Source organism: Candidatus Allofournierella merdavium, from assembly GCF_944382735.1.
GTDB classification, from domain to species: domain Bacteria; phylum Bacillota; class Clostridia; order Oscillospirales; family Ruminococcaceae; genus Allofournierella_A; species Allofournierella_A merdavium.
In genome coordinates, this window is the sequence record NZ_CALWND010000007.1 from 183,797 (window position 1) to 209,179 (window position 25,383).

General features: G+C 58.6%; 22 protein-coding genes and 3 tRNA genes. 12 read left to right on the plus strand and 13 right to left on the minus strand.

Annotation, left to right across the window (positions count from 1 at the left end; genetic code table 11):
• Positions 1-23: 23 nt before the first annotated feature.
• On the minus strand, positions 24-938 hold the full coding sequence (locus ACH2A7_RS07690) for a carbohydrate ABC transporter permease (protein ID WP_394961163.1): 915 nt from the start codon (positions 936-938) through the stop codon (positions 24-26).
• A 14-nt stretch (positions 939-952) separates the two neighbouring features.
• Complete coding sequence (locus ACH2A7_RS07695) at positions 953-1,879, minus strand: ABC transporter permease (RefSeq protein ID WP_394961165.1); 927 nt, start codon at positions 1,877-1,879, stop codon at positions 953-955.
• Between the two features lie 216 nt (positions 1,880-2,095).
• Here ACH2A7_RS07695 and ACH2A7_RS07700 point away from each other — a divergent pair, with 216 nt between their 5' ends.
• The 5 genes from ACH2A7_RS07700 (at position 2,096) to ACH2A7_RS07720 (ending at position 9,435) form a co-directional block, all read left to right on the plus strand.
• The gene (locus ACH2A7_RS07700; protein WP_394961166.1) at positions 2,096-3,205 is read left to right on the plus strand and encodes a response regulator; all 1,110 of its coding nucleotides are present in this window, start codon (positions 2,096-2,098) and stop codon (positions 3,203-3,205) included.
• Positions 3,195-4,991: a sensor histidine kinase gene (locus ACH2A7_RS07705; RefSeq protein WP_394961168.1), complete on the plus strand. Its 1,797-nt coding sequence runs from the start codon at positions 3,195-3,197 to the stop codon at positions 4,989-4,991. Before ACH2A7_RS07700 ends, ACH2A7_RS07705 begins: the two co-directional genes overlap by 11 nt.
• 5 nt (positions 4,992-4,996) lie before the next feature.
• A complete protein-coding gene (locus tag ACH2A7_RS07710) occupies positions 4,997-6,550 on the plus strand; it encodes a DUF4091 domain-containing protein (protein ID WP_394961169.1) in 1,554 nt (517 codons plus the stop codon).
• 88 nt (positions 6,551-6,638) lie between these two features.
• The gene (locus tag ACH2A7_RS07715) at positions 6,639-8,732 is read left to right on the plus strand and encodes a peptidoglycan-binding protein (RefSeq protein WP_394961171.1); all 2,094 of its coding nucleotides are present in this window, start codon (positions 6,639-6,641) and stop codon (positions 8,730-8,732) included.
• A gap of 16 nt (positions 8,733-8,748) precedes the next feature.
• A complete protein-coding gene (locus ACH2A7_RS07720; protein ID WP_394961173.1) occupies positions 8,749-9,435 on the plus strand; it encodes a peptidoglycan-binding protein in 687 nt (228 codons plus the stop codon).
• An 87-nt stretch (positions 9,436-9,522) separates the two neighbouring features.
• Here the strand turns inward: ACH2A7_RS07720 and ACH2A7_RS07725 are convergent, their stop codons facing one another.
• The 4 genes from ACH2A7_RS07725 to ACH2A7_RS07740 all read right to left on the minus strand — a co-directional run bounded on the left by ACH2A7_RS07725 (position 9,523) and on the right by ACH2A7_RS07740 (position 14,592).
• Entirely contained in the window at positions 9,523-10,731 is a 1,209-nt protein-coding gene (locus ACH2A7_RS07725) for a MalY/PatB family protein (RefSeq protein WP_394961175.1), read from the minus strand.
• Between the two features lie 203 nt (positions 10,732-10,934).
• Positions 10,935-12,200, minus strand: a complete 1,266-nt coding sequence (locus tag ACH2A7_RS07730; protein ID WP_394961177.1) for a serine dehydratase subunit alpha family protein — start codon at positions 12,198-12,200, stop codon at positions 10,935-10,937.
• A gap of 138 nt (positions 12,201-12,338) precedes the next feature.
• On the minus strand, positions 12,339-13,523 hold the full coding sequence (locus ACH2A7_RS07735; RefSeq protein WP_394961178.1) for a hypothetical protein: 1,185 nt from the start codon (positions 13,521-13,523) through the stop codon (positions 12,339-12,341).
• Between the two features lie 43 nt (positions 13,524-13,566).
• Positions 13,567-14,592, minus strand: coding sequence for a uroporphyrinogen decarboxylase family protein (locus tag ACH2A7_RS07740; RefSeq protein ID WP_394961180.1), 1,026 nt, complete (start codon positions 14,590-14,592; stop codon positions 13,567-13,569).
• 177 nt (positions 14,593-14,769) lie between these two features.
• Between ACH2A7_RS07740 and ACH2A7_RS07745 the strand changes: the two genes are divergently transcribed.
• Positions 14,770-15,726, plus strand: coding sequence for a LysR family transcriptional regulator (locus ACH2A7_RS07745; protein WP_394961181.1), 957 nt, complete (start codon positions 14,770-14,772; stop codon positions 15,724-15,726).
• 164 nt (positions 15,727-15,890) lie between these two features.
• On the opposite strand, the gene ACH2A7_RS07750 is transcribed toward ACH2A7_RS07745, so the two are convergent.
• The 3 genes from ACH2A7_RS07750 to ACH2A7_RS07760 all read right to left on the minus strand — a co-directional run bounded on the left by ACH2A7_RS07750 (position 15,891) and on the right by ACH2A7_RS07760 (position 16,503).
• Positions 15,891-15,981: transfer RNA gene (locus tag ACH2A7_RS07750), tRNA-Ser, on the minus strand.
• 34 nt (positions 15,982-16,015) lie between these two features.
• A tRNA-Ser gene (locus ACH2A7_RS07755) sits at positions 16,016-16,102 on the minus strand.
• A gap of 164 nt (positions 16,103-16,266) precedes the next feature.
• Positions 16,267-16,503 (minus strand): hypothetical protein, encoded by a 237-nt coding sequence (locus ACH2A7_RS07760; RefSeq protein WP_394961182.1) that lies wholly within the window; start codon positions 16,501-16,503, stop codon positions 16,267-16,269.
• 169 nt (positions 16,504-16,672) lie between these two features.
• Between ACH2A7_RS07760 and ACH2A7_RS07765 the strand changes: the two genes are divergently transcribed.
• The 3 genes from ACH2A7_RS07765 (at position 16,673) to ACH2A7_RS07775 (ending at position 18,181) form a co-directional block, all read left to right on the plus strand.
• Entirely contained in the window at positions 16,673-17,293 is a 621-nt protein-coding gene (locus tag ACH2A7_RS07765) for a LexA family protein (protein ID WP_394961184.1), read from the plus strand.
• A 76-nt stretch (positions 17,294-17,369) separates the two neighbouring features.
• Positions 17,370-18,002, plus strand: coding sequence for a histidine phosphatase family protein (locus ACH2A7_RS07770; RefSeq protein WP_394961186.1), 633 nt, complete (start codon positions 17,370-17,372; stop codon positions 18,000-18,002).
• A gap of 102 nt (positions 18,003-18,104) precedes the next feature.
• Positions 18,105-18,181, plus strand: a tRNA-Met gene (locus ACH2A7_RS07775).
• 182 nt (positions 18,182-18,363) lie between these two features.
• On the opposite strand, the gene ACH2A7_RS07780 is transcribed toward ACH2A7_RS07775, so the two are convergent.
• A complete protein-coding gene (locus tag ACH2A7_RS07780) occupies positions 18,364-19,587 on the minus strand; it encodes an IS3 family transposase (protein ID WP_394961188.1) in 1,224 nt (407 codons plus the stop codon).
• A gap of 532 nt (positions 19,588-20,119) precedes the next feature.
• Here ACH2A7_RS07780 and ACH2A7_RS07785 point away from each other — a divergent pair.
• From ACH2A7_RS07785 to tnpA, 3 genes are all read left to right on the plus strand, one after another.
• The gene (locus ACH2A7_RS07785; RefSeq protein ID WP_394961189.1) at positions 20,120-21,574 is read left to right on the plus strand and encodes an AAA family ATPase; all 1,455 of its coding nucleotides are present in this window, start codon (positions 20,120-20,122) and stop codon (positions 21,572-21,574) included.
• A gap of 2 nt (positions 21,575-21,576) precedes the next feature.
• On the plus strand, positions 21,577-22,254 hold the full coding sequence (locus ACH2A7_RS07790) for a hypothetical protein (RefSeq protein ID WP_394961190.1): 678 nt from the start codon (positions 21,577-21,579) through the stop codon (positions 22,252-22,254).
• Positions 22,255-22,606: 352 nt separating this feature from the next.
• Positions 22,607-23,062, plus strand: a complete 456-nt coding sequence (tnpA, locus tag ACH2A7_RS07795; protein ID WP_394961196.1) for an IS200/IS605 family transposase — start codon at positions 22,607-22,609, stop codon at positions 23,060-23,062.
• Positions 23,063-23,233: 171 nt separating this feature from the next.
• On the opposite strand, the gene ACH2A7_RS07800 is transcribed toward tnpA, so the two are convergent.
• The 3 genes from ACH2A7_RS07800 to ACH2A7_RS07810 form a co-directional block, all read right to left on the minus strand.
• Positions 23,234-23,758, minus strand: coding sequence for a HEAT repeat domain-containing protein (locus ACH2A7_RS07800; RefSeq protein ID WP_394961192.1), 525 nt, complete (start codon positions 23,756-23,758; stop codon positions 23,234-23,236).
• 449 nt (positions 23,759-24,207) lie between these two features.
• Positions 24,208-24,576: a hypothetical protein gene (locus ACH2A7_RS07805; RefSeq protein WP_394961194.1), complete on the minus strand. Its 369-nt coding sequence runs from the start codon at positions 24,574-24,576 to the stop codon at positions 24,208-24,210.
• A 96-nt stretch (positions 24,577-24,672) separates the two neighbouring features.
• Positions 24,673-25,035, minus strand: a complete 363-nt coding sequence (locus ACH2A7_RS07810; RefSeq protein WP_394961195.1) for a GNAT family N-acetyltransferase — start codon at positions 25,033-25,035, stop codon at positions 24,673-24,675.
• Positions 25,036-25,383: the final 348 nt, after the last annotated feature.

Consider the following 25,383-nt stretch of genomic DNA (forward strand, 5'->3'; position numbering starts at 1 on the left):
CCTCGGTGCGCGGCTTCTTACCGTTAGCCTTTCACGGCGCCGATGGTGACGCCCTTGACGAAATACTTCTGCAGGAAGGGATAGAGCAGGATGATGGGGCCGGTGGCCACCACCGTCATGGCCAGCTTCATGGGTTCGCTGGGCACCTCGCTCATGGGCAGGCCGCTGCGGGCGGCCGCCTGGGCGATGGCCTGGGCCTTGGTGAGGATGTTGTTCAAAAAGTATTGCAGTGGGTACAGATCGCTGCGCCCCTCGTCCAGAAACAGCATGGCGTCGTACCAGTCGTTCCAGTAGTTCAGGGCGATGAACAGGCCCACCGTGGCAAGGCCCGCCTTGCACAGGGGCATGGCCACCCGCAGGTAGATGGTGAAGTCGCCGGCGCCGTCCAGCCGGGCGGATTCATACAGCGCCTCGGGGATGCCCGCCATGTAGCTTTTCAGGATGAGCAGGTAGGTCACGTTGATGAGGATGGGCAGGATCAGCGCGATGATGCTGTTGTGGAAGTGCAGGTATTTGGTGTTGAAGATGTACCAGGGCACCAGGCCGCCGCCGAAGATGGAGGTGAAGTAGAAGAAGAAGGACACCTGGTACCGGTAGCGGAAGGTGTGGCTGGCCAGCACATAGGCCGCCATGCTGGTGAAGAAAAGCCCCAGGAAGGTGCCGGTGACGGTGACGAAGATGGTCACGCCGTAGGCCCGCAGCAGATCGCCGGGGATCTTGAACAGGGTCTTGTAGGCGTCCAGCGAGAAGGTCTCGGGGATGAGCTGGTAGCCGTGGGTCAAAATGGAGGTCTGGTCGGAAAAGGAGCCGCTGAGCACCAGCAGGAAGGGCAGCAGGCAGAACGCCGAGAGCAGCGTCAGCACCACCGCGGAGACGGCGTCAAAGATGACCCGGTCCCGCCCCACGGGCTTTTTGCCGGTTTTGGTCTTGCTTGCCATGAGGCCGCCTCCTTTCAGAACAGCGCGTAGTCGGGTTCCACCTTCTTCACCAGCTTGTTGGCCAGCAGCACCAGCAAAAAGGAGAAGACGGACTGGTACAGCCCCGCCGCGCTGGTCATGCCGAACTCCTGCAGCTGCAGCAGCGAGCGGGTCACATAGGTGTCGATCACGTCGGTCACGTCCAGCACCATGGGGTTGTTGCCGGTGACCTGCCAGAACATCTGGAAGTCGCCCTTCATGATGGTGCCGATGGCCAGAAGGAACAGGATCACCACCGTGGGCCGGATGCCCGGCAGGGTGATGTGGCGGATCTTCTGCCACATGTTCGCGCCGTCCAGGTCGGCGGCCTCGTACAGCTGGCCGTCGATGTTCATGATGCTGGCCAGGTACATCACCGTGCCGTAGCCCACGTTCTTGAAGGCGCTCACCCCGATGAGGATGAAGGGCCAGACCACCTTGTTGGAGTAGATGTCCACCGGGTCCAGGCCCACCGAGCGCAAAAAGGTGTTCACCGCGCCGAACTCGAAGTTGAACATGTTGTAGATGAAGGCCCCCACCACCACCCAGGAGATGAAGTAGGGGAAGAACATCACCGACTGGGTGATGCGCTTGAACCACTTGCCCGCCAGCTCCGACAAAAGGATGGCGCAGGTGATCTGCAAAAAGGTGTTCACCAGCAGAAAGGCGATGTTGTACAGGATGGTGTTGCGGGTGACGCTGAAGGCCTTGCCCGACTGGAAGAAGTATTCAAAGTTCTTGAAGGCCACCCACGGGCTGCCGAAGATGCCGTCGTGATAGTTGTACTCCTTGAAGGCCAGCACGATGCCGCCCATGGGGATGTAGCACATCAGGATCACCACAATGGCCGCCGGCAGCAGCATCAGCCACTTGACCCGGTTCTCTTTCAGATCCCGGAGGAAGGGATGTTTGCCATGTTTCATCGGTCCGGCCTCCTTCGCAAGTCTTTTTCGTCCACCACCATCGTAGCAGACCCGCCGGCGCAAAACAACGGGAGCGGATTATGATAGGAGGGAAAGATTATGCTGTTTTGGGGAAAATTTATTTTTTGTACGAAAATCCATTGAAGCGTCGGAAATTTCAGTCTATATTATAGGTAGAATGTACAAACCCAGTGACCGAGAGAGGGGGAGACCGCCGTGCGCTTTTCCGTGCTTGTGGCGGACGATGAGAAGATGCCCCGGGAGATCCTGCGGGACCGCCTGCCCTGGGAGGAACTGCGGGTGGACCGGGTGGACGCCGCCGAGGACGGGGCCCAGGCGCTGGAGATGGCCCGGGCCCACCGGCCGGACATCATCATCAGCGACGTGAAGATGCCCCGAATGAACGGCCTGGAACTGGCGGGGGCGGTGCGGGAGATGTACCCCGACTGCCAGTTCATCTTTCTCAGCGGCTACACCGACAAGGAGTACCTGAAGGGGGCCATCAAGCTGCGGGCCGCCAGCTATGTGGAAAAGCCCATCGACCTGGAGGAGATCGCCGCGGTGCTGCGCCAGGTCACGGCGGAGCTGGAGCAGCGCGCCCGGCCCGACCCGAATCTGGTGTTCTACCGGGGGGAGGAGGGCGAGCTGACGGCGCCGAACAACGGGCAGGTGTACGCCTACGAGAAGGCCACCTTCACCGCCCTGGGCAACCTGATCCGCCACAAGCGCAAAGCCGAGGCGATGGAACTCACCGCCCGCCTCTACCGGGACATCCGCCGCTGCGAGGGCACCCCGCCGGAGGTGGTGCGCAACCTCTACTGCCAGATCGTCTTCGCGCTGCTGGCGGCGGCGGAGAGCCGGGGCATCAGCGCCGTCACCCAGCAGGGGGATTACCTGCTCTACACCGCGGCCAGGCAGCCCACCCTGCGGCTGCTGTGGCAGGCCCTCACCGATGCCATGCAGACCTATTTTCAGGCGGTGGAGAGCAACGCGCAGGACCTGGTCACACGGGTGGATACATATCTGGCGGCCCACCTGTCGGACAGCACCCTCACGGTGCAGGCGGTGGCGGGGGACCTGGGCTTTGTGCACACCTATCTGTGCAGCGCCTACAAAAAGAACAGCGGGCGCACCATCAACGGCAAACTCACCGAACTGCGGATGGAGCGGGCCAAGGCCCTGCTGGCCGACCCCGGCCTCAAACTCTACCAGGTGGCTCACGCGGTGGGCTACGCCGACGGCAAGTATTTTGTAAAACTGTTCACCAAGGAAGTGGGCATCCCGCCCAAACTCTACCGGGAGAATCTTTGCTGCCATGAAGAATAAACTGCGCGCCGCCGGGCGCACCCTGCTGCTGGACGTGGGGCTGCGGGGCAAGCTGCTGTGCATCTTTTTCCTGTTGCTGGTGCTGCCCCTGGGGGCCTTCACCCTCTACGCCTTCCACCGCATCAACACCGTCATCGAGGAGCAGACCTTCTCCGCCGCCGAGAAGGCCTTTGAGGACACCCACACCGCCGTGGAGGACCTGCTGGCCCGCCTGCCCCAGGTGACGGATATCCTCACCATGGACCCCGCCCTCTACACCCTGGCGGCCAGCGACCCGGAAAGCACCACCTACATCCAGCGCCTCAACGACCGGGACCGCATCTCCACCACCTTCGACTATCTGCGCTCCATGTCCGGGGTGGACCGCATCCGGCTGTATGTGAGCAACGATTATCTCTACACCAACTCCGCCGACATCGTCTCCCTCGCCTCGGTGGAGGGCAGCGCCTGGATGGATGCCTTCCGGGACGGGGGCGTGGCCTGCTGGTTCGGCCCCGCCGACTTTGCCGATGAGCCGGAGGGCGAGCGGGAGTGGTATTCTTTGATGCGCCTGCTCTACGACCCCAGCCATGTGCAGCAGCCGCTGGCCATCCTGCGGGTGGACATCGCCGCCGACCGGGTGAGCGCCGCGGTGAGCCGCAGCACCACCACCCGGAACGGCACCGTGCTGCTGCTGGACGGCGGCCGGGTGCTCACCGCCTCCGACCCGGACCGGGCGGCGCAGCTGAGCGGTTCTCTGCCGGCGGCGGGCGCGCCGGGCTGGGCCGAGGTGGACACCCCCCAGGGGCCCTGCCGGGCGCAGACGGTGGCGCTGGAAAACTGCGGCTGGACGCTGGCCGCCGCCCTGCCCCGGGACGACATCTTCCGCACCAGCCGGGAGCTGCGGCTGGAGATGCTGGCGGTGGTGGCGCTGCTGGCGGCGGCGGCCTGTTTTCTGGCCTACCGGCTCAGCCAGTCCATCACCCGGCGGCTCTATCTGCTCAATGACACCATGCACGCGGTGGAGCGGGGGGACGTGTCCGCCCGGGTGGAGCCCCAGGGCCGGGACGAGATCGGCCAGCTGATGCGCAGCTTCAGCAACATGATGGGGCGCATCGACACCCTGATGGACGAAAAGCTGGAGCAGGGCCAGCAGATCAAGGCCCTGGAGCTGAAAGCCCTTCAGGCCCAGATCAACCCCCACTTCCTCTACAACTCCCTGGACCTCATCAACTGCACCGCCATCACCCGCAACGTGCCCGAGATCAGCCGGATGGTCAACGCCCTGGCCCGGTTCTACCGGCTGTCCCTCAGCCGGGGGCGGGAGGTCATCCCCCTGGCGGACGAGCTGCGGCACGCCCGGCTCTATGTGGAGATCCAGAATATGCGCTTTGAGGACCGGGTGCAGGTGGAATGGGAGGTGGAGCCGGGGGTGGAAGCGTGCCCCATCATCAAGATCGTGCTCCAGCCCATCATCGAGAACGCCATCATCCACGGCATCTTCGAAAGGCCGGACAAGACCGGCCGCCTGCGCATCGCCGCCTTCCGGCAGGGGGCGGACCTGGTCATCACGGTGGAGGACGACGGTGTGGGCATGGACGCCGAGACCCTGCGGGCCAACTTTTCCGCCGACGCCTCCAGCGCCAACACCAAGGGCGGCTACGGGGTGCGCAACATCAACGAGCGGCTGCACCTGGCCTACGGGCCGGGCTACGGCCTTTTCTGCGAGAGCGAGCCGGGCCGGGGCACGCGGGTGACGATCCGTGTGCCGGCGGCGGACACGGCCCCCTCCGACGACGAGAGGTGAACGCCATGGACTTCTGCGTGCGCGACGACTGCACCTGGCTGTACCCGGACAGCCCCCTCGCCGGGGCGCGGGCGGCCCGGCTGGACGCGCCCCGGGGCGGCCATGCCGCCTTTCAGCTGCTGCTTTCGGCGGGGGAGGGGGCGTGCCGGCTCTCCTTCGCCTGGCGGGAAGCCGGCGGCCCGCCGGCGCGCCTTTACCGCCTGCGGGAGGTGGGGGTGAACGAGAACACCGCCCCCACCCTGATGACCACCACCGACTACGGCGCCTGCCGGGACTACGTCACCCGGCGGGCCCCCTTTGCGGTGTACGACGCCCTGCTCCCCTGCGAGCCGGGGCGGCCGGCGGAGGGAAGGGCCTTCTGGATCAGCGTGGAGGTCCCGCCCGACCAGGCCCCCGGCCGCTATTGCGGCGCGCTGACGCTGGAGCGGGGCGGCCAGCGGGCGGTGTGCCCGGTGGAGTGCCGGGTGTACGCCGCGCAGGTGCCCGCCGCCGGCGCGGGCAGGCTGGGGATGCTCAACTTCTTCTGCTACGAGAACATCGCCGCCCAGCACGGGGCCGCCGAGGGCACAGAGGCGTGGCGGCGGCTGATGCGCCGCTACATCCGCGCCCAGCTGGAAATGCGCTGCACCCACATCCTGCTGCCCGCCGGCCGGCCGGTGCGGCGGGAGGGAAAACTCGCCGGCTTCGACTTCTCCCTGGCCGAGGAGGTGGGCCGCATCGCCCTGGAGGAGGGCGCGCGGTGGCTCTGCGGCGGCCATGTGGCCCACTGGAGCGAGTGGACCGGCGCCGAGTATTACCCCTTCTGGGACGAGACCCTCCCCGTCACCGGCGAGGAGGGGTACTTCCAGCTGCGGCTGTATTTTTCCCGGTGGGCCGAGGTCGTCCGGAAAAACGGCTGGCAGGGGCGGGTGGCGCAGGCCCTGGCGGACGAGCCCCAGGTGCACAACACCGCCGCCTACCGCATCCTGGCGGCCGTCTGCCGCAAATTCCTGCCGGGGGCGCCCATCGTGGACGCGGTGGAGGCCACCAATCTGGGCGGCGGGGTGGACGTGTGGGCGCCCAAGCTGGACACCTGGGAAAAGAACAAACAGGCCTTCCGCCGTTTGCAGGCGGCGGGGGAGGAGGTGTGGTTCTACACCTGCGCCTTCCCCGCCGGGCGGGCGGCCAACCGCAGCATGGATCTGCCCCTCACCGTCAGCCGGGGGCTGCTCTGGCTGGCCGCCGGCGAGCGGTTTTCCGGCTACCTGCACTGGGGTTTCAACTACTACATCGGCGGGGACATCTGGCACAGCGCCTGCTGCCCCCACAAGGGGGCGCTGCTGCCCGCCGGCGACGCCCACATCGTCTACCCCGGCCCCGACGGCCCCCTGCGCAGCGCCCGGTACGAGGCCCAGCGGGGCGGCGCGGAGGACTGCGAGCTGCTGTATCAGCTGCAAAGGAGCGACGCGGCGGCGGCCGACGCCCTGGCACAGGAGGTCTGCGCCTCCTCCACCCGCTACACGGCCAGCGGCGAAGTGCTGCTGGCCGCCCGCCGCCGCCTGCTGGAGCGCCTGGGCTGAGGCGCGAAGAACAAAAGAGGAGCCAAAGCCCCCGGGGCCGTTCACGTTCGGCCCCGGGGGCTTTCTGTGCGCGGGGCCGCGGGCATGGGTGCGCCCCGCCTGGCCGGAGCAGGCCCTGCGGGCCAACATCCACGCCCAGATCAGCCTGGCCCTCAACCGCATCTTCACCGAGTGGTACCCCAGCAAGGGCTACAACTTCAACATCACCAACTCCACCAGCTACGACCAGTACTACGTCCACGGACGGGACATCTTCGAGCCGATGGAGCGCATCACCGACGACATCTTCAACACCTACGTGCGCCGCACCGGCACCATCGAGCCCTACTACACCGAGTACTGCGACGGCAAATCCGTCACCTGCCCGGGCATGAAGCAGTGGGGCACGGTGGACCGGGCGGGCGAGGGGCTGAACGCCCTGCAGATCCTGCGCTACTACTACGGCAACAACATCGAGATCGTGCGCACAAACAACATCCAGGGCATCCCCCAGAGCTACCCCGGCACGGCGCTGCGCCGGGGCGATTCCGGCGAGGCGGTGCGCACCATCCAGCGCCAGCTCACCCGCATCGCCAAGAACTACCCCGCCTTCGGCGATCCCGGCACCGACGGGGTGTTCGGCGCGGCCACCGAGGCGTCGGTGAAGGCCTTCCAGAAGCAGTTCAACCTCACCGCCGACGGGGTGGTGGGCCGCTCCACCTGGTACAAGATCAGCTACATCTACGTCAGCGTGAAGAAGCTGGCGGAACTGACCAGCGAGGGCGAAAAACCCACCGGCAGCCAGGACACCATCACCGGCAGCGGCTACCCCGGCACCGCCCTGCGCCGGGGCGACACCGGCAACAGCGTGGAGCAGGTGCAGTTCTGGCTGCAGCAGCTGTCGGAGTTCGAGACCGGCCTGCCGGACCTCGCGGTGGACGGCATCTTCGGCGCCGGCACCGAGGCGGCGGTGAAAGCCTTCCAGCAAAAGTACGGCCTCACGGTGGACGGCGTGGTGGGCCGCATGACCTGGGACGCCATCTGGGCCGAGTATCAGAGCCTGGAAAACGACATCAACTCCTCGGACGACGGCTATCCCGGCACCGCGCTGCGGGTGGGCAGCCGGGGCGACGACGTGCGCAAGGTGCAGTTCTGGCTGCGCATCGCCGCCAGCAACTATTCCTCCATCCCCGCCCCGGCGGTGGACGGCATCTTCGGTTCCGGCACCGAGGCGGCGGTGAAAGCCTTCCAGCGGGAGTTCGGCCTCACGGCGGACGGCGTGGTGGGCCCCGCCACCTGGCGCAAACTCTACCAGGTCTACGCCGACGTCACCAACCAGCTGCTGGCCCCTGACCAGCGCCCCGGCACCTACCCCGGCAGCCCCCTGCGGCTGGGCAGCAGCGGCCGCGCCGTGCGGGAGGCCCAGTATTATCTGGTGCTGATGAGCGCCTACTACTCCTCCATCCCCCGCATCGCCATCGACGGCGAGTTCGGCACCGCCACCCAAACGGCGGTGAAGGCCTTCCAGAAGCTGTTCGGCCTCACCCAGGACGGGGTCATCGGCCCCGCCACCTGGGCAAAGCTCTACCAGCAGAGCCAGGTGCTCCGCGGCCAGGACGGCCTGCTGCTGGCCTACAACCTCCAGCCCTGGCCGGGGTTCGATCTGGTCGAGGGCGCCCAAGGGGACAATGTGGCCTGGCTGCAGTTTTTGCTGGAGTACATCGGCTACTTTTACGACGAGGTCCAGTCTCCCGGCGGCATCGACGGCGAGTTCGGCCCGCTGACCAGGGCCTCGCTGGAGTCCTTCCAGCAGGAGTTCGGCCTGCCGGTCACCGGCGTGGCCGATGAGACGGTCTGGAACGCCCTGTCCGCCACCTTCATCAGCCTGGCGGCGTCGGGCAGCGAGGAGGCCGCCGCCGCGGCGGGGCCGGAGTACCCCGGTTATGTGATGGCCCTGGGCAGCGCGGGCAACGCGGTGATGCAGCTGCAGCTGCTGATGAACCAGGTGGCGGCGCTCTACTGCGCGGCGGAGTTCGTGCCGGTGGACGGCGTCTACGGCACAGCCACCGAGCAGGCGGTGCGGCTGTTCCAGGAGGGGCTGGGCCTGCCGGTCACCGGCGTGGTGGACCGCCAGACCTGGCAGCGCATCTACCAGCTGCTGAACGATCCCGTACCCGGCAGTTGCCCCTGCGGCCAGAACTGAAAGGAGAGAATGTCTTATGGCAAAAGTGTTCGTCTACGATTCCTACACCAACCGAATGATGACCTACAACCTCAACGAGAGCGACCCCATGCCCTACTCCACCGGCACCACCCTGCGGGTGCGGGAGTTCCGGGGCAGCTCCTCCAGCCCTACCCTCTGGACCACCACCGCCGCCATGGAGGCCTGGAACCTCACCCGCCGCAGCTACGGCAGCGGCATCCATGTGGGCTACGCCTTCAAGCGCATCTGGGAGGGCGGCCACGGCACCGCCAGCCAGCACTACGCCGGGGTGGCCTTTGACGTGGGCCAGGGCCAGGGTTCCACCGCCCGCAACGCCATCTGGCGGGCGGCCAAGAACACCGGCGCCTGGGGCTATGTGGAGCCCCAGAGCATGACCCCCACCTGGGTGCACTTCGACCGGCGCTACGGCACCCCCGCCTGCTCCGGCACCACCTCCGGCTACCCCACCCTGCGCCGGGGCTGTGTGAACACCTATGTGCTCATCCTGCAGGACGCGCTGAACGCCCTGGGCTACTCCACCCGCACCCTGGACGGCAAGTTCGGCGCCAACACCGAGAGCGCCCTGCGGGCCTACCAGCGGGCGGTGGGCCTGTCGGCGGACGGCGTCTGCGGCTGCAACACCTGGAAAAAGCTCACCGCCAGCGTGGTGGGCATCGGGCGCACCCGCACCGTCATCGACTGAATCCCACACAAACAGCGCCCCCGGGGCGGCCGTTGTGCCGCCCCGGGGGCGCTTTGCTGCAAATAAACAGGATGGCCGGGCCCCGCGTCAGGCGTTGAAGACGTATCTGTCCAGCCGGCGGAATGCCTCCCGCACCCGGGAAAGGGGCAGCGCCAGGTTCATCCGCAGATGGCAGGGGCCGTGGAAGGCCCGGCCGTCCTGCACCGCCACCCCCACGTCCCAGCAGGCCTTCTCCAGCTGGTCGATGGTCCTGCCGTGGGCGGCGCACCATTCGGTGCAGTCCACGAACAGCATGTAGGTGCCCTGGGGATGGAAGGTCTCCACACCCTTGAAGTGCTGCCGGATGTAGTCGCAGGCGTAGTCCACATTGCCGCCCAGCACTTCCAGCAGTTCCTCCAGCCACGCGCGGCCCTCCGGCTTGTAGGCGGCGATCAGCGCGTGCATGCTCAGCACGTTCATCTCGTTGTAGTGGCACAGGCTGGATTCCTTCAGCACCCGGTCCCGCAGGCGCTTGTTGTAGATGATGTGGTAGCTGCCCACCAGCCCCGCCAGGTTGAAGGTCTTGCTGGGGGCGTACATCGCCACCGTGTTCTGCCGGGCCCACTCGCTCACCATCTGGGTGGGGATGTGCTTGTGCCCGGGCAGGATCAGGTCGCTCCAGATCTCGTCGGAGATCACGGTCACATCGTATTTTTCAAACAGGGCCATGGCCTGTTCCAGTTCCCACCGTTCCCACACCCGGCCGCAGGGGTTGTGGGGCGAGCAGAAGACGGCGGCGTGGATGTTCTGGGTGCGCAGCTTCTCCTCCATGTCCGCAAAGTCCATCCGCCAAACGCCCTTTTCGTCCCGGGTCATGGGGCTGAGCACCATGTCGTAGCCGTTGTTGGAGAGCGCCGAGGTGAAACCCACATAGGTGGGGGAGTGAAGCAGCACCTTGCCTCCCCGGGAGCACACCACGTTCAGCGCGCTGATCACACCGCCCAGCACGCCGTTCTCGTAGCCGATGCACTCCCGGGTCAGGCCGGTCACGCCGTTGCGGGTTTCCTGCCATCCCCTGATCCCGTTGAAATATTCGTCGGTGGGGGAGAAGTAGCCATAGGCGGGGTGCCGCGCCCGCTCCGCCAGCGCCGCGGGCACCGTGGGCACGGTGGGGAAATTCATGTCCGCGATCCACATGGGGATGGCGTCAAACCCCTCTTTGGGGGCCGCGGGGGCAAAGGGCCCCGCGCCCAGGCCGTCCACGGCCACGGCGTCCCTGCCGCGGCGGTCCAGAATGGAGGTGAAATCGTAGTTCATATCGCTTGCGACCTTTCGTTTGTGAGTAGCAGATGCTCCCTTTATTTTACTCCATCGGGGCAGCCGGTTCAACGGTAAGACCCGCCGAAATGAAAAAAGGCGGGGCCGTCCGAAGACGGCCCCGCTCCTGTCCTCCCGGCAGGGGGGGCAGCGCCGGGAGAGAGGACAGGCAATGCCCGCCGCGCCGGCTGGCGGCAGCGGCGTTATTTGCCGATCATCATGTTCAGGATCTCCACATCGGTGGCCTTCATGCCGTCCTTGCCCAGGCGGCCGAAGTTGCGGATGGTGTGCTCGTAGTCCTCTTCCACCAGGCCCTCGCCGAAGGGGAACACCCGGCCGCGCTTTGCCATCTCATAGCCCAGCAGACCGCTGTTCACCGCGCTGGCGATCTTGGCCGCGCAGGAGGCTTTGGCGCCGTCGCACACGATGCCGCCCACGTTGCCCAGGGAATTGATGATGGTGCGACCGATCACATCGTAGCCCTCGCCGTGGAGGTAGGCAACGCCGCAGGCCGCGGCGGTGCCGGCGGACACCGCGCCGCAGTAGGCGGACAGGTTGCCGATGTACCGCTTCTGGTGCAGGGCGATGAGGTTGGTCAGGGTCAGGGCGCGGTAGAGCTTTTCGTCGCTGACGCCCATCTCCCGGGCGTAGGTCACCACCGGCATGGTGCAGGTGATGCCCTGGTTGCCGCTGCCCGCGTTGATCACCACCGGCAAGGCGCAGCCGTTCATCCGGGCGTCGGAACCGGCGGCGGCGTTGGCCATGGCACGGGTGCGCACCCCGTCGCCGTTCACCTCCAGCAGGGTGCGGCCCACGCCGGCGCCCCAGTTGCCCCCCAGGCCCTCCCGGGCGATGGCGCTGTTGCAGTTGATCTGCTGATCCAGCAGTTCCTTCACATCCCCGATCTCCACTGTGTCGGCAAATTCCAGGATGTCCTTCAGGTTCAGCTGGCTCTTGTCGCCGGCGTCCTCGGTGGGGATGTCGTCCGCCTCCAGCAGCACCTGGCCGTTTTTCTCGATGCGGGCGATGTGGTTGTGCTTGGTCTTTACCTCCACCACGGCGGTGTCGGCGCCGGCTTTGGCCTCAATGCGGATGTACAGGTTTTCCACGCCCTCCGCCAGTTCGCAGCGGCACACGCCCTGCGCCACCAGCCGGCGCACCTGGTCGGCGGCCTCGGGGGGCACCCGGCTGATGACCTCCAGTTCCAGGTCGGCGTCGCCGGCCAGAGCGCCCAGCACGGCGGCCACCTCGATGCCCTTCTGCCCGCCGGCGTTGGGCACGTTCACGCCCTTCACGTTCTTGATGATGTTGCCGCTGCACAGGGCCACCATCTCCTCGGGCATGGCACCCAGCACCTGCCGCGCCTTTGCCGCGGCAAAGGCGATGGCAATGGGCTCGGTACAGCCCATGGCGGGGATCAGCTCCTTGTGCAGGATCTTCAGATAGTTCTGGTAGCATTTGGAATCCATGACGTTTCTCCTTTCAGAGGGCCGCTCGGGCCCGATGAACCACACACACACAAAACGATGCCCGACAATACAAGCCTGTATCGCCGGGCATCGGGTCAGCAGCAAAGCCCGAACGCCCCACCGGGGCGTGAAGCGGTGTTACCCGTTGTTGGCGGCCTGCTTCTTGTTTGCCTTATCCAGTTTGGCGACCCGCACGATGGAAATGAGCAGCGGGATGGCGATGGCGAACAGCGCCAGGTTGCCCAGCAGCACATAGCCCTTCTGGACGATGGCCATCAGGCCCACGCCGGAGATGAACCAGCAGGCCAGCAGGAAGGCCAGGGCGATGACAAAGAACTTGACCCTCTGCGGAACCTTTTCGCTCTTCCAGACGATAGACCAGCGGTTCGCCACATTGAAGGTGAAGGTGGGGGCGGTGGACACCACCGAGAAAATGACCACGATCCAGTAGACGATGGTCAGCACGGGGCTGAGGTACTGCTGGCAGATCATCAGGATGGGGGTGCCTTCGTAAACTTCCGGCATGAAGGGCAGCACGATGGCGCCGGTCATGACAAAGAGCAGGGTGACCAGCACGCCGATGGTGATACCGGAGCCGATGGCGTCCTTCTTGGTGTGGATCTGGTCGGCGTAGTTGCTCAGCGAGGAGCCCCAGTTGGAGGTGGTGAAGCAGTAGGAGATAAACATGGACATGTGCGCGCTCACCGTGGTGAGGCCCCAGTCCGGCCCGATGCTGAAGTTGCCGATGCGCTCGGCCAGCACGTCGCCCCTCACAACGATCACCGCGATCAGAATGGCCACCAGCGACAGGATCAGCGAGATGGTCATCACGGTGTTGAACTTGCGCAGGAAGGAAGCGCCGTAGATGGTGAGCACCGTGAACAGCAGCACGGCGATCACGCTGCCCAGGAACACCGGCACGCCCAGCAGCGAGTTGAACAACTCGGCAAAAAGCGCCACGGTGGCGGCCACCGTTACCACGCCCATCAGGATGGTGTAGATGTCGAAGAAGATGGTGACGATGCCCTTCAGAACCGGATTGGAATTGGGCTTGTCAACGCCGTACAGCGCCAGATAGTAGGCGTTGTAGTTGCTGGTTTTGTAAGCGCGGATGAAGTCCAGGCCGATGGCGCAGAAGAAGGACATGGCGAAGCAGAAGATGGCCAGCCACAGGAAGGCCCAGCCGCCGCCCAGGGTGACGATGTAGGCCGAGGCGTACACGCCGGAGGCCATGTTGGCGCCGCAGTATGTACCGAACATCAGCGCGCCGATGCCGAACCAGGCTTTAAAGGTGTCCCAACCGCTGCGAGTTTGCTTTTCCAAAACGATTTCCCTCCTTACGACCAAAGGTGAATGTGCTTTCGGCTTACAGCTTCACGCGGGGATTGGCGGCGTACTGGATGGCGGCCTGCCGCACCCACTCCAGGCGCTCGTCGTCGATGTCGGTGGGAACGGTGCAGTCCGCGCCCAGCATCACGCCCACCTGGCCGGCCTCGTCCAGATACTTGGCCACCTCCGCGGTGATCTCCTCACGGGTGCCGGTGTAGATGGTCTCGGCCTGGGCAAAGCCGCCGCACACCGGCTTGCCGCCGAACAGCTTCTTGCCCTCGGCCAGGCCCACGCCCTCGGCGTGCACCGCCCAGTTGAACACGGGCACATCGTAATCCTTGAACAGCTCCAGATTGTTGCTCTTGCCGTGGTAGCCGCAGATGTGCAGCATGTTGAACCGGCTCAGCTGGTTCAGTCCGGCCAGCACCTTCTTGTCGGAGGGGGTGATGTACTTGGTGTAGAACTCGTCGGGCACATAGTGGGCCTGGTTGTTCACGCTCAGATACACCGCCTCGGCGCCGCACTCGGTGAGCAGGATCTTGTTCAGGGCGATGATGCTGTCGGCGATCTTGTCCAGCGCGGCCATCACGGATTCGGGATCCTCCTCCAGGAAGCTGTACAGCTTGGAGTGGGCCACTTCGGTGCCGATGTCCATGCCGCTGATGCTGTTGCGCAGGGTGATGCTGGGGCTGAACGCGGTGACGTAAATGGGGGCGTCGGAGTCCTTGTAGATGTCCACCACCCGCTTGGTCAGCTCCTTGCTCTTTTCAAAGAAGGGGGAACCGGGCATGGGAGGCTCGATCTTGCGCAGGTCCGCGGCGGTCTTGACAAAGGAGGTATCCACCGGCATGATCATAAGGGTGTCGTTCATGATCTTGATCACGTCCGGGTCAAACTTCTCACGGGCGATGCGGTGGCCCTCGATGTTTTTCTCAAAGGCGGCCTCATTGGTCAGGCCGGTGAGCCATTCCTGCTCGGTGGTGAAGTGGTGGAAGAAGGCCACAGGTACCCGGTCCACCGGTTCGTTCGCCAGGAATTTTTCGAAACGTTCGCGCTTAGTCATGATGCACACTCCTTTATTTGAGTTATAATAGTCTTGTGACCGAAACCATGCGGAAACTTGACTGGTTTGGTCGTTCTGCTATAATTAGCTTATCATGTTGAAAACATTATGGGTAATACAGAAAAAAGAAGGGGGCATGAAAAAAAGGCATGCCCCCGTTGGGGAGGAGGGAGCAAGATGAAGATACAGTCTTTGCAGTATTTTGTAACGCTGGCGGAGACTGGGTCGATCACCCGTGCGGCACAACAGCTTTATGTGGCACAGCCAAGCCTGACCAAATCTCTGAAGCTGATGGAGGAAGAACTGGGGTTCACCCTGGTAGAGCGATCCGCCAGCGGGGTGCGGCTCACCGAAAAGGGGAGCAGGGTGTTTGCGGAGGCCCGGCAGATCCTGGAGTTTTACGACGGCTGGAAAGAGATGGGCCGCAAGGACGATCTGCGCCAGATCGAGTTGTATACATATATATCGTTTCCCGACTTTCTGCTGCCGGACATTGTGCTGCGCTACCGGAAAAAATACCCGGAATTGTCCATCGGCTTCAACGTGAGCGAAAAACCAGAGGCTTTCATCTCCCGCAGCGCCAACAAGCCGGTGTTGTCTCTGGTGATGTGCCATCAGAACGAACAGCTGGCACGCTTGACCCAAATCCAGGGCAACCCGCCGGTCCTGTTGATGAGCGGAGAGTATCGCTGTCTGGTGAATGCGCGGCATGCCCTGGCAAGCCATTCCAGCGTCACGCTGGAGGAACTGAAAAATTTTTATCTCATCCTGCCGGATATGAAGGAGGAGGAGCGCGCATCGGAGATGCCGGAAGGCTTTTTGGACGGCCTGTTGTGCCAAAGCCCCGAGCAGAAAAAGGTTGGGGTGGAAACGGTGGCCAACGTGATCCCGCTGGTGGAAAAGGACGACGAGAGTTACGCGCTCTCCTTCTGGCCCGCCGCCAAACGCTACAAAGGCGTGCAGGAGGGGCGGCTGGTGTGCGTGCCCATTGCGGATGAGTGCGCGAGGGGACAGTTCATGCTGTGTTACTCCCGGCAGGCATACGACCGTTATCCGGTGGTGCGGCAGCTGGTGGAAGACATTCGCGCCGCCGCACGCACCTTCCTGCGGCAAAACCCGGCCGCAGAGCCGTGAGGGCAGGGCGCGGCGCTCCTGCGGCCCGGCTCGCCGGGGCATTGGTCCCCGCCGGGAGCAAAGGCCGGTCCCGCGGCGGTAAACGCCCCATGGCCCGTGTCCGAAGGGCGGGCCGGGCGCAAGATGGTAAAACAAAAGGCCCGCACATTCGTGCGGGCCTTTCCTGGCGGAGAAGGAGGGATTTGAACCCTCGCGCCGGTTTCCCGACCTACGCCCTTAGCAGGGGCGCCTCTTCGACCTCTTGAGTACTTCTCCAGAGCAAAGTGTGTGATGTTGATTCGGTTGTAAATGGCGGAGAGGGTGGGATTCGAACCCACGGCCCTTGCGGGTCACCGGTTTTCAAGACCGGCTCCTTAAACCACTCGGACACCTCTCCCCAGTGGCCGCCGTGCGCGTTTTGATAGCGCGTTACATATACTAACATACTTTGGCACGGCTGTCAAGGGATTTTAAGGCTCACCGCTGCAAAAACCATGGGGAAGGCGGGCGGAGAATGCCTCCGCCCGCCTTATATTCTATATAGTGTATTGTGCCGGGGGCTCAGGCGGCCCGCAGGCCGATTGCCTTGCGGGCAGCCCGCGCCGCGCAGGGAGCCCGGCGCCTTGGTTTGCCGGCAGGGCGGCTGCTCAGCCGATAGAATCCCCGTGTCGCCAGCATGCACGCCGCAAGCCCCAGCAGAAGCGGCGCGGACAGGCCCCCTTCGATCAGCGCGCCGGCCAGCATCACAACGCCCAGCCCCGCAAAAATCGCCAGCATCATGCACAACAAATCTTTCATATTGATTCCCTCCATCTTGCCGCACAGCGCGAAGGATCGTCTCTGTGCCCTCATTCTATAACAACTAATGGTTGTTGTCAAGACAATTTAACAACTTTTTTTATGATTTTCTTTACAAAAACAGCTTACGGTTGTATAATAAGACCAACAGGAAAGGAGCGAAACGGCCATGTTTCCACAGCGTTTAAAGGAACTGAGAAAGCGCAGCGGCTTCAGCCAGAAAAGCCTGTCGGCCCGGCTGGGGGTAAGCCAGCAGGCGGTGGGCAAGTGGGAGACCGGCCGTTCCTCGCCGGACCCGGAGACCCTGGTGCAGCTGGCGGCGCTGCTGAACACCTCTACCGACGATCTTCTGGGCCTGGCCGCGGTGGATTCCGCGGCGTCCCGGCGGTTTTTCGGCGGCTATGAGGAGAGCCCCATCCCGGTGGTGGGCACGGTGCGGGCGGGCTATGGCGCGCTTGCCTTTGAGGAAGACTATGGCGTGGAGTATGCCCGGGTAAAGGATCCCGGCAGTTATTTCTACCTGGTCGTCAAGGGCGACAGCATGGAACCCCGCATCAGTGACGGCGATCTTGCGCTGGTACACCGGCAGCCCACGCTGGAAAATGGCGATCTGGGTGTGATGGTCTACGGCGACGAGGGCGAGGGCACCTTAAAGAAGTATGTGCTGCGGGGCAACGCCGTGATCCTGCAGCCCTTCAACCCTGCCTATGAACCCAAGGTGCTGCGGGGCGAGGAACTGGACAAGCTGTTCATCGCCGGCAAGGTGGTGGAGACCAAGGCCAAGTGGTGATTTTCGGCCGCAACAACAGCATATCAAAACAAAAGGCCGATAATCCGGTCTTCAAAACGAAAGAGGGCCTTTTCCCATGGCAGAAACACAGCTGTACCTGATCCGGCACGGCCAGACTGATTGGAACGTGCGGGCGATGCTGCAGGGACGCACCGATATTCCGCTGAACGATACCGGCCGGCAGCAGGCGATGGAGGCCCGGCAGCGGCTGGCCGGGGTGCACTTTGACGTGGTGTATTCCAGCCCCTTGCAGCGGGCAATGGACACCGCCAGTCTGGTGACCGGCTGGCCGAAGGAGAGGATAAGCCCGGACCGGCGTCTCATCGAGATCGCCTTCGGGCCGTATGAGGGTAAGGACCCTCACGCCCTGGGCCCGGGGTTTGCCGCGTTCTTCACCGACCCGCCCGCCTACCGCCCGCCGGAGGGCGCGGAGAGTTTGGAAAGCGCGCTGGAGCGCACCGGGGATTTTCTCGCCTTTGCCGCGAAAAATCACCCGGGGCAGACCTTGCTGGTAGCGGGGCACGGCGCGGCGCTTCACGCGATGCTCACCGCGGCGCTGGGCAATCCGCTGGATCAGTTTTGGGCGGTGAATCTGGATAACTGCCGGGTGGCGGTGCTCACCCGTGACGAGGCCGCCCGGGGCGGCTGGCGGCTGACGGCGAGCGATGGAACCGGCGCCGGCGCTTATCTGAAAAAGTATCTGGGATAACACTGCCGCTGGGAGACGGCGCACACCGCACAAAAAAGTCTTGACAAGCAGCGTGCGGCGTGATATATTAATAAAGCGCCCTCAAGAGAGGACGCTGGATATCGCGGGATGGAGCAGCCTGGTAGCTCGTCGGGCTCATAACCCGAAGGTCGGTGGTTCAAATCCGCCTCCCGCAACCACATGAATGGGAGTCAAGTTCTGAACGATCCGGTGAGATCGAATGAAGCTTGACTCCCATTTTTTATTGTCATATCAAGGTTTTCCGGCATTTGGCCTCCTGCGACACAAATATTCAAACTTTCTCATTTTTGATCCCAAACAGCTTTAAGCCCCCTTATTTGAACCGGCTGCCGCAACGGATTCAGCCGGCATTCTTTTCATAAAAGGCGTTCTCCGCTTCATCTGGTGTTTTGTACTGGTTGGCGCGATGAGGGCGCCTTTTGTTGTAGAACTTCATATATTCGGAAACCCTTTTCTTGAATTCGTTTTCAGACCGGTAGGAGCTCCGGTACAGTTCTTCCTGCTTCAGAGAGGAGAAGAAGGACTCCATCACACCGTTGTCGTAGGGCGTGCCCCCTTTGGAGAAGGATTGCGTCACATGGCAATCGCGCAGAAGAGTTCGGAAGGCCTGGGATGTATACTGACATCCCCGGTCAGAGTGGAAGATCAGATCTTCGCCGGGATTCCTTTCCTCAAATGCCCGCTTGAAGGTGGCGGTCACCAACTGGGTGCTTGCCCGAGGAGAGATTTTGTAGGCGATCACCTTTCTGGCATACAGATCCAGGATGGCGCAGATGTGGTATTTCTTGCCGCACACCGCAAACTGGGTGCAGTCTCCTACCCATGCCGTGTTGGGCGCACTGACATTGAACTGGCGGTTCAGGACATTGGGGGTCCCCTGGAGCTTCACCCACTTTTTGTAATCCGCCTTAGCCGTGGTTCGGAAACTATAAAGCCCCAGTTCATGCATGATGCCGAGGACGGTCTTTTTGCTGGTTTTGTATCCCCGACTTTGCAGTACAGCAAGAATTTTATCGGAGCCAAACAACCCATGGTTTTCCTCAAAGACCTCTTTGACAGCTACAGAGAGCTCCTTCCTTCGCTGAGCACGAAGGGACGGTTTCTGTTTGCTTTTCATGTGATTGTAGAACGTTCCCCGGTTTACTTCCAATGCATCGCAGAGGACCCGGATAGGATACTGCTCTACAAGTTTTTCCAACTCAAAGAGCTTTACCGAAACTGGATCGGAAGCCGTACAATTGACCGCTTTCAGGATCTGGCAGATCTGCTCCGTTCGCTGTTGTTTTTGTTGCAGGCTGTTGAGGGCTCTTTGAGTGGGAATCAAGTCCGGCGCCAGATTTTTGTATTGCTTCAGCCACCGGTAAATGGTGCAGCGGGCCACTTGATTTTCTTTGCTGATTTCTGTTACAGGCTTGCCGTCATAATACTCGGCGCAGCACTTCTGGACCAGTTCAATGGGATGTTCATTTGTCTTCATAAGTGTTTCCTCCTTATGCTGATTAATGGAAAGGGACGAGCGATTGGTGTTCTGCCTATCGACAGACGAAGCCTTTGCTTTTTTCATACGAATCCTCCTTTCTGAAACATGGCAACAAAAAACCGCCTTGAAAAAATCAAGACGGTTCATACGACATAGTATATTGATATTGGTTGGTGGCAAAGGAATAAGCCGGACTGCTTTTGGTTTCATTCGAATCCCCCCTTAAATCAGGGAATCTTATGCTCCTTTTCTAATTTTAGAATACCATTATATAAAGAAAAAATCAACCTAACCTTGCGGTGACATTTGGATGAACACATATGGTGAAACACCTTCGATTACCTTGTGGGATGGAGTTATTTATACTATACTGTAAGTAGCTTCTTGCTTATCTTTATTTTATTGTACCGGTATGTACACCCTGCAATCATCTATGAAATACTGTTAAAAAGCAAACCTCAACAAACAACGCCCCAGATAAGTATAATCTTAGATGAAATTATAATAATCTTAAAGATGGTATGAAATATAAAATGATTAAAGCCGTTCTAATTGAAACCGTAACGCCTTTTTGATATGATGAAAGCAAACCGTTGCCTTCAGAAGGGGGTGCCTTATGCAAATTAGATTAAAAAACATTGGAATAGTCGAGGATTCGACAATCACATTGAGTGGGCTGACTGTCATTACTGGAAAAAACAATTCTGGAAAAACGACGGTTGGAAAAACCTTATATTCATTGTTAGATGCAGTTGCTAATATTCAGCGCAAGGCAGAAAATGACAAGTGTGTTTATGTGATAAAACACCTAAGAAATCTAGATGATACATTGGAATTCTTGCGCTATTCGAGAAATTCAATTCGCAAGGATGAATTAGATGTTTTTGAATCGTATCCCATTTTAAGATCATTGGTTACGGGCGAATATCGTCAAGAAATTTCTCCAGAAACAATGGAGGAATTGGTGCACAAATTAATCGACGAATTGCATGATTTAGATACTTCTTTTTTTGTCGAGCAAATTGAAAGTAGTAGAATTTCGAGGTTTTTTAGAGTAAAAGCGGAAGGTGTTTCAAAAGAAGCTTTAAAAGATTCATTAGACAAACAAAAAGAGGAAGCCATTTCCGGATTGGAAAGATTGATTTCTGAAATCAACAACGATCCGGATCTAATAAACTATACTCGCGAGAGTATTAACCAAACACTAGGAATTGAGTTTTCTAATCAGATACAACCTGTCAAAAGGCAAGGGAGAATATCAGAGATAGAACTTTCGGATAGAGATAAGGTTTACTTTCATTTATCAATGGAAGATAATTCGGTAGTGAATGACGGTTCACCCGTATTCACTATCTCTCCATACAAAAAAGTTTATCTTGTGGATGATCCATTCATTCTGGACGACGGAATTATGCCAGGATATTTCAGGGCGCGCACTACTGAGAGACATGAGACTTTTTTAAATCCAGTAAGGATAGGCACTCATAAGGATAAATTAAGGTTTGTTCTCAGAAGCAGTAAGTCTTTAACGGTGTTTGAACAAACCGTTTTGAGTGAAATGCTTAAAGAGACCAAAACAAAAATTGATAGTATAATTCCTGGAACTTTTGAGTTTTCATCAGAGGGTGAGTACTATATTCAAGATGGACTTAAACTGAGAATATCTAATTTGGCAACCGGCTCAAAAACGTTTTCTATTATTAAAATGCTTCTCAACAAAGGAGAAATCGATAATACAACTATGCTCATCTTAGATGAGCCAGAAGCTCATCTTCATCCTAAGTGGCAGAATGCGTTTGCAGAAATTATCGTGTTGTTAGTTAAAGAACTTAATGTGAATATTCTACTGACAACGCATAGCCCTAACTTCATGTTGGCAATAGATGCGTTCATGCGAAAGTATGATATTTCGGAAATAACTAATTTCTATCAAACCGATATGCTTGAAAATGGATTTGTGCAGTATCATTGTGTAAATAACGACATGGGCAAAATCTATGAAGATTTTTTGCAATATTTATCTGAGGTCAAGATGTTGCGAAACAAGTATCTCACAAATAACGAGGAATAATTATGATAGGAGTTGATTTGCAAGCATATGCCCAGGCTAATTGGAGCGGGTATGAAAAATCAGTTTCAGCGATATCGCAATCCTATAATGCGGGGCACCCCTTGATTGATGACGATACAACAATGTATTGCTTTGATGATATTTGTAGCAATCTTTTTGAAGAAAAACGGAAACCAACATCTGTGGATGGGGTGATGTTCTCTAAAAAGAATGTAGAAATGATTGAATTCAAATCCGGATTTAAGCAACGAATCACAAAGCAAAATTTTGATGAGGAAAAAGCGAAGTGTCCACATTCAAAAGAAGTCTGCCAAGATTATTGGGATTTGTTCTTTAAAAACCAGAAAAGTAATATTAATGCGCTTATCGCATCAATTCGAGATAAAGCAGTCGAAAGCTATATTACGCTGGAAAAACATATATTTCCCCGTTGTAACCCTTCTGACGCACATAAGCGGTTAAAGCTTATAGTAGTGATAGATGATAATGGTATTGATAGCATGGAAGATACGCTTGCAGATTTGGCGGGTGTTTCTAACGTCTCTAATAATCCCTTTTCATCAATTAGACAATCATTGCAGCGTGTAAAAAATTGCTCCGATGTAAATGGGAACGCATACTTTTATGATGATATTGAAGTAATGTCTGCAAAAGATTTTAAAAATCATTTACATTTGTGATACCGGTGAGATATTCTTAGTGACAAGATTTTGTGACTGTTCTGTTTTGTAAAGAAGTATAATCTTTTGCGTCAAGATATTGTGGACGTCAAGAGAAGGTTTTTCAGAGTTCGATAAAACAAGCATAATTTTCCTAAAATATCTTTTTTGTTAAGGCTTGCCATGATAAGCTGACAGATCCCGAATGGGATCTGTCAGTTTTTTGTATCCCAAAACCACACGTTAGACGTGTGGTTCGGTAAGAATTAAATAGTTGAACAGAAAAAGGGCATAAAAAAACTCCTTGTGGTAGGATAGAGATGCGGTCTGCCAACTGCATCAAAAGAACCACAAGGAGGTCATTCAAATGAGCATGAACGACATAAACAGTTTATCGCATACGAAGTGGATTTGCAAATACCATATAGTCTTTGCGGCAAAGTACCGTCGGAAGATGTTCTATAAAGAAAAGAGGGCGGCAATAGGAAAAATATTGCGGCAGCTGTGTGAATGGAAAGGCGTAAAGATAGTGGAGGCGGAAGTGTGCCCGGATCACATTCATATGCTGGTAGAGATACCGCCAAAGATTTCAGTGTCAAGTTTCATGGGCTACCTGAAAGGGAAGAGCAGCACAATGCTGTATGAGCAATTCGGCGAACTGAAGTACAAATATCGAAACCGGGAATTCTGGTGCAAAGGGTACTATGTGGATACGGTGGGAAAGAACGAGAGCCGAATTGCGGAGTACATAAAGAACCAACTGAAACAGGATGAGCTGGGCGAACAACTCACGATGAGTCAGGTCGGCCCGTTCACGGGCGGCAAGTAACAATCCCACGCAGCTGGCAGACCGTATTACGCGTTCTACGCGTGGCGAAGAACATAGGGCTATGCCCGCATGTGAAAAACCACCGGCTTGGCCGGTGGATGTTTATTTATACAGCAGATGGCGGAAAGCGGTGTGAATCTCTGCAGCGCATGGGCGGGGCAGGCCGTGAATCTATCTGATTCTTTCCGCTTTTTTTAACGCTTTCCCATATTGGTTCCTTACGCCGCTTTCCGTTTCTTTTTCGCACAAATCGCAGATTTGTTCAAACAGAGGTCCCTTTGCGTATTGCGGGAGTATCACGATGCGGGATAAAGCATAAGCGCTTGCCCATCGGGTCACCGTTCCGTCATCATTCGCGTTTTGCAACAAAGCGGCTATGGCGTGATCAAGCTTCGCCGGAAAAGCAGCCGCAAGATTTCCAACGATTCTGGAAGCTTCCCTTTTGCAGGAAGGATCAGAAGACAAAATATATCTTTCTGACAGATTCAGATAATCTTCTTCCAAGGAAAATTCTTTGGAACGGCTAACTTCTTCAATGGCTTCCAGCAAAAGGGCAATCTTTTTTTCGGGCAAAAATGAACAGGCCGCAGAAACTGCGGAAAAATCGAAACTCCTGTTGAGGATGCCTTCAACGATGGCATTCCTCTTTTCCAAGCGCTTAATGGATTTGTCGTCGATGATTTGTTGGATTGTCATAGCTGTTTTCTCCTGTAAATCAAAATGCACAGACCCGGGCTCACCTTCGTTGAATGTCTTTTTTGGTGAGGCGATCACCATCTTCATCGCTGATTGGGTAAAACGCAGCTGCGCCGAGAAATTCTATTCTATCAATACCAGGAATGGCAGGGAGGGAGAACAGTCGTCAAATACCATGGCGCTGTGTATGTTTGAGTCGCAACACATGTTCAGTCCTTCCTGATTGCTGAAAAAGCTTGCAACGACCATCCCCGGAAAACCAAGATCAGAAACCAAGAGCATAGAGAATAAAATATCTTTTCTATATCCCAAAGCAATGAAAGGCCGCGGGTTTTGCCGTGGCCTCGTGCGTTAGTAAAAAGCTGATTCTCCAAGTCTCTTTCACGAACGCATGGCAAACCAGGGGGACTTTCCTGGAAAGTTTTGTGACGTCCGCGTTGACGCCTGCTTCAGCTTTTTCCCTGCAAAAAGCAGGTCCCGCACCGGCCCCACAGCCGGGTGCCCAGGTTTTCCTTCCGGATGTCTGGGACCCGCCGAAACACGGGCGCGCCCCGAATGCAGGCGCCCAAAAAATAGAGGGCGCCGCATCTGCGGCAGCGCACATAGTGGCAAACGGTATAATGCTGCTCGGCATCCAGCACCGCATCGGTATTCTCCAGCGGGCAGTCACCGGCGAACAGTTCCATGCGGCCTTGCCGCTCCAGTTCCATGAGTTTGCGAAGAATTTGGTCATATTGGCGGTAGGAACCGTTGAGAGACTCTTTCGTCTGCACCGCCAGCGGGCCGCAGAAGGGGCAGACGGTATTCTCCTTTTCCATCAGTATCCCTCTTTTCTTTATAATCTCCTGGTCCATATTCATGGGATCATGACCCGCGTAAAATGTCAGCCTGACATTTTACGGCGTTGAAACGGCTTACAGCGCTCGCTGCATGACAACAGCCGTGTATCCCTCTTTCCGGACCTCTCTTCCTGTTTTATGAAATTTATTTTTCCGCCAAAAGTGTTCGCTCTGAGGGTTACCCTTGGCAATGGCCAACTGGATAAATTCGACCCCCAGATCCTTCAAACACATTGCGCATTCCCGGATGATTTCAGATCCGATCCCCCTGTGCTGATGGCCTTGATTCATCATAAACAGCCCTATCCATGCGGTGTTTTTAGCCGGATAAGAAAAGATCAGATCCATAATGGCAATCAGCTCGTTTTCGCAAAAATAGCCCACATAAAACTTGTCGCAGGCGCTTTTGCCGGGCGGCAGCGCACGCATGTCTTCCATGATGCCCTCCCTGGTTGCATGCGGAGGGCAGTATTCATAAAACAGAGGATTTCCGATGGAAAGTTCGTAAACGGAATCCGCATCCTGTGCCGTCAGCCTCCTGACCTGATACGTTGAAGACAGACCTCTGACATCCATTTACAATACCTTTCATGTGATTTGTTATTACAGCGTAAACCAATGACCACCACGGCCGGTGACACGGCCGCACATCGCCCGGGAAGATGATTAGCGATTGCCGGAGGCGTATTCCCCCATGTTGATATCCAGGACCGCCCGGGGCGGCTGGATCAAAGCGTCCTCATACCGGCAGACCCATTGGATCTCCTGACTCATCTGCCCATCCGC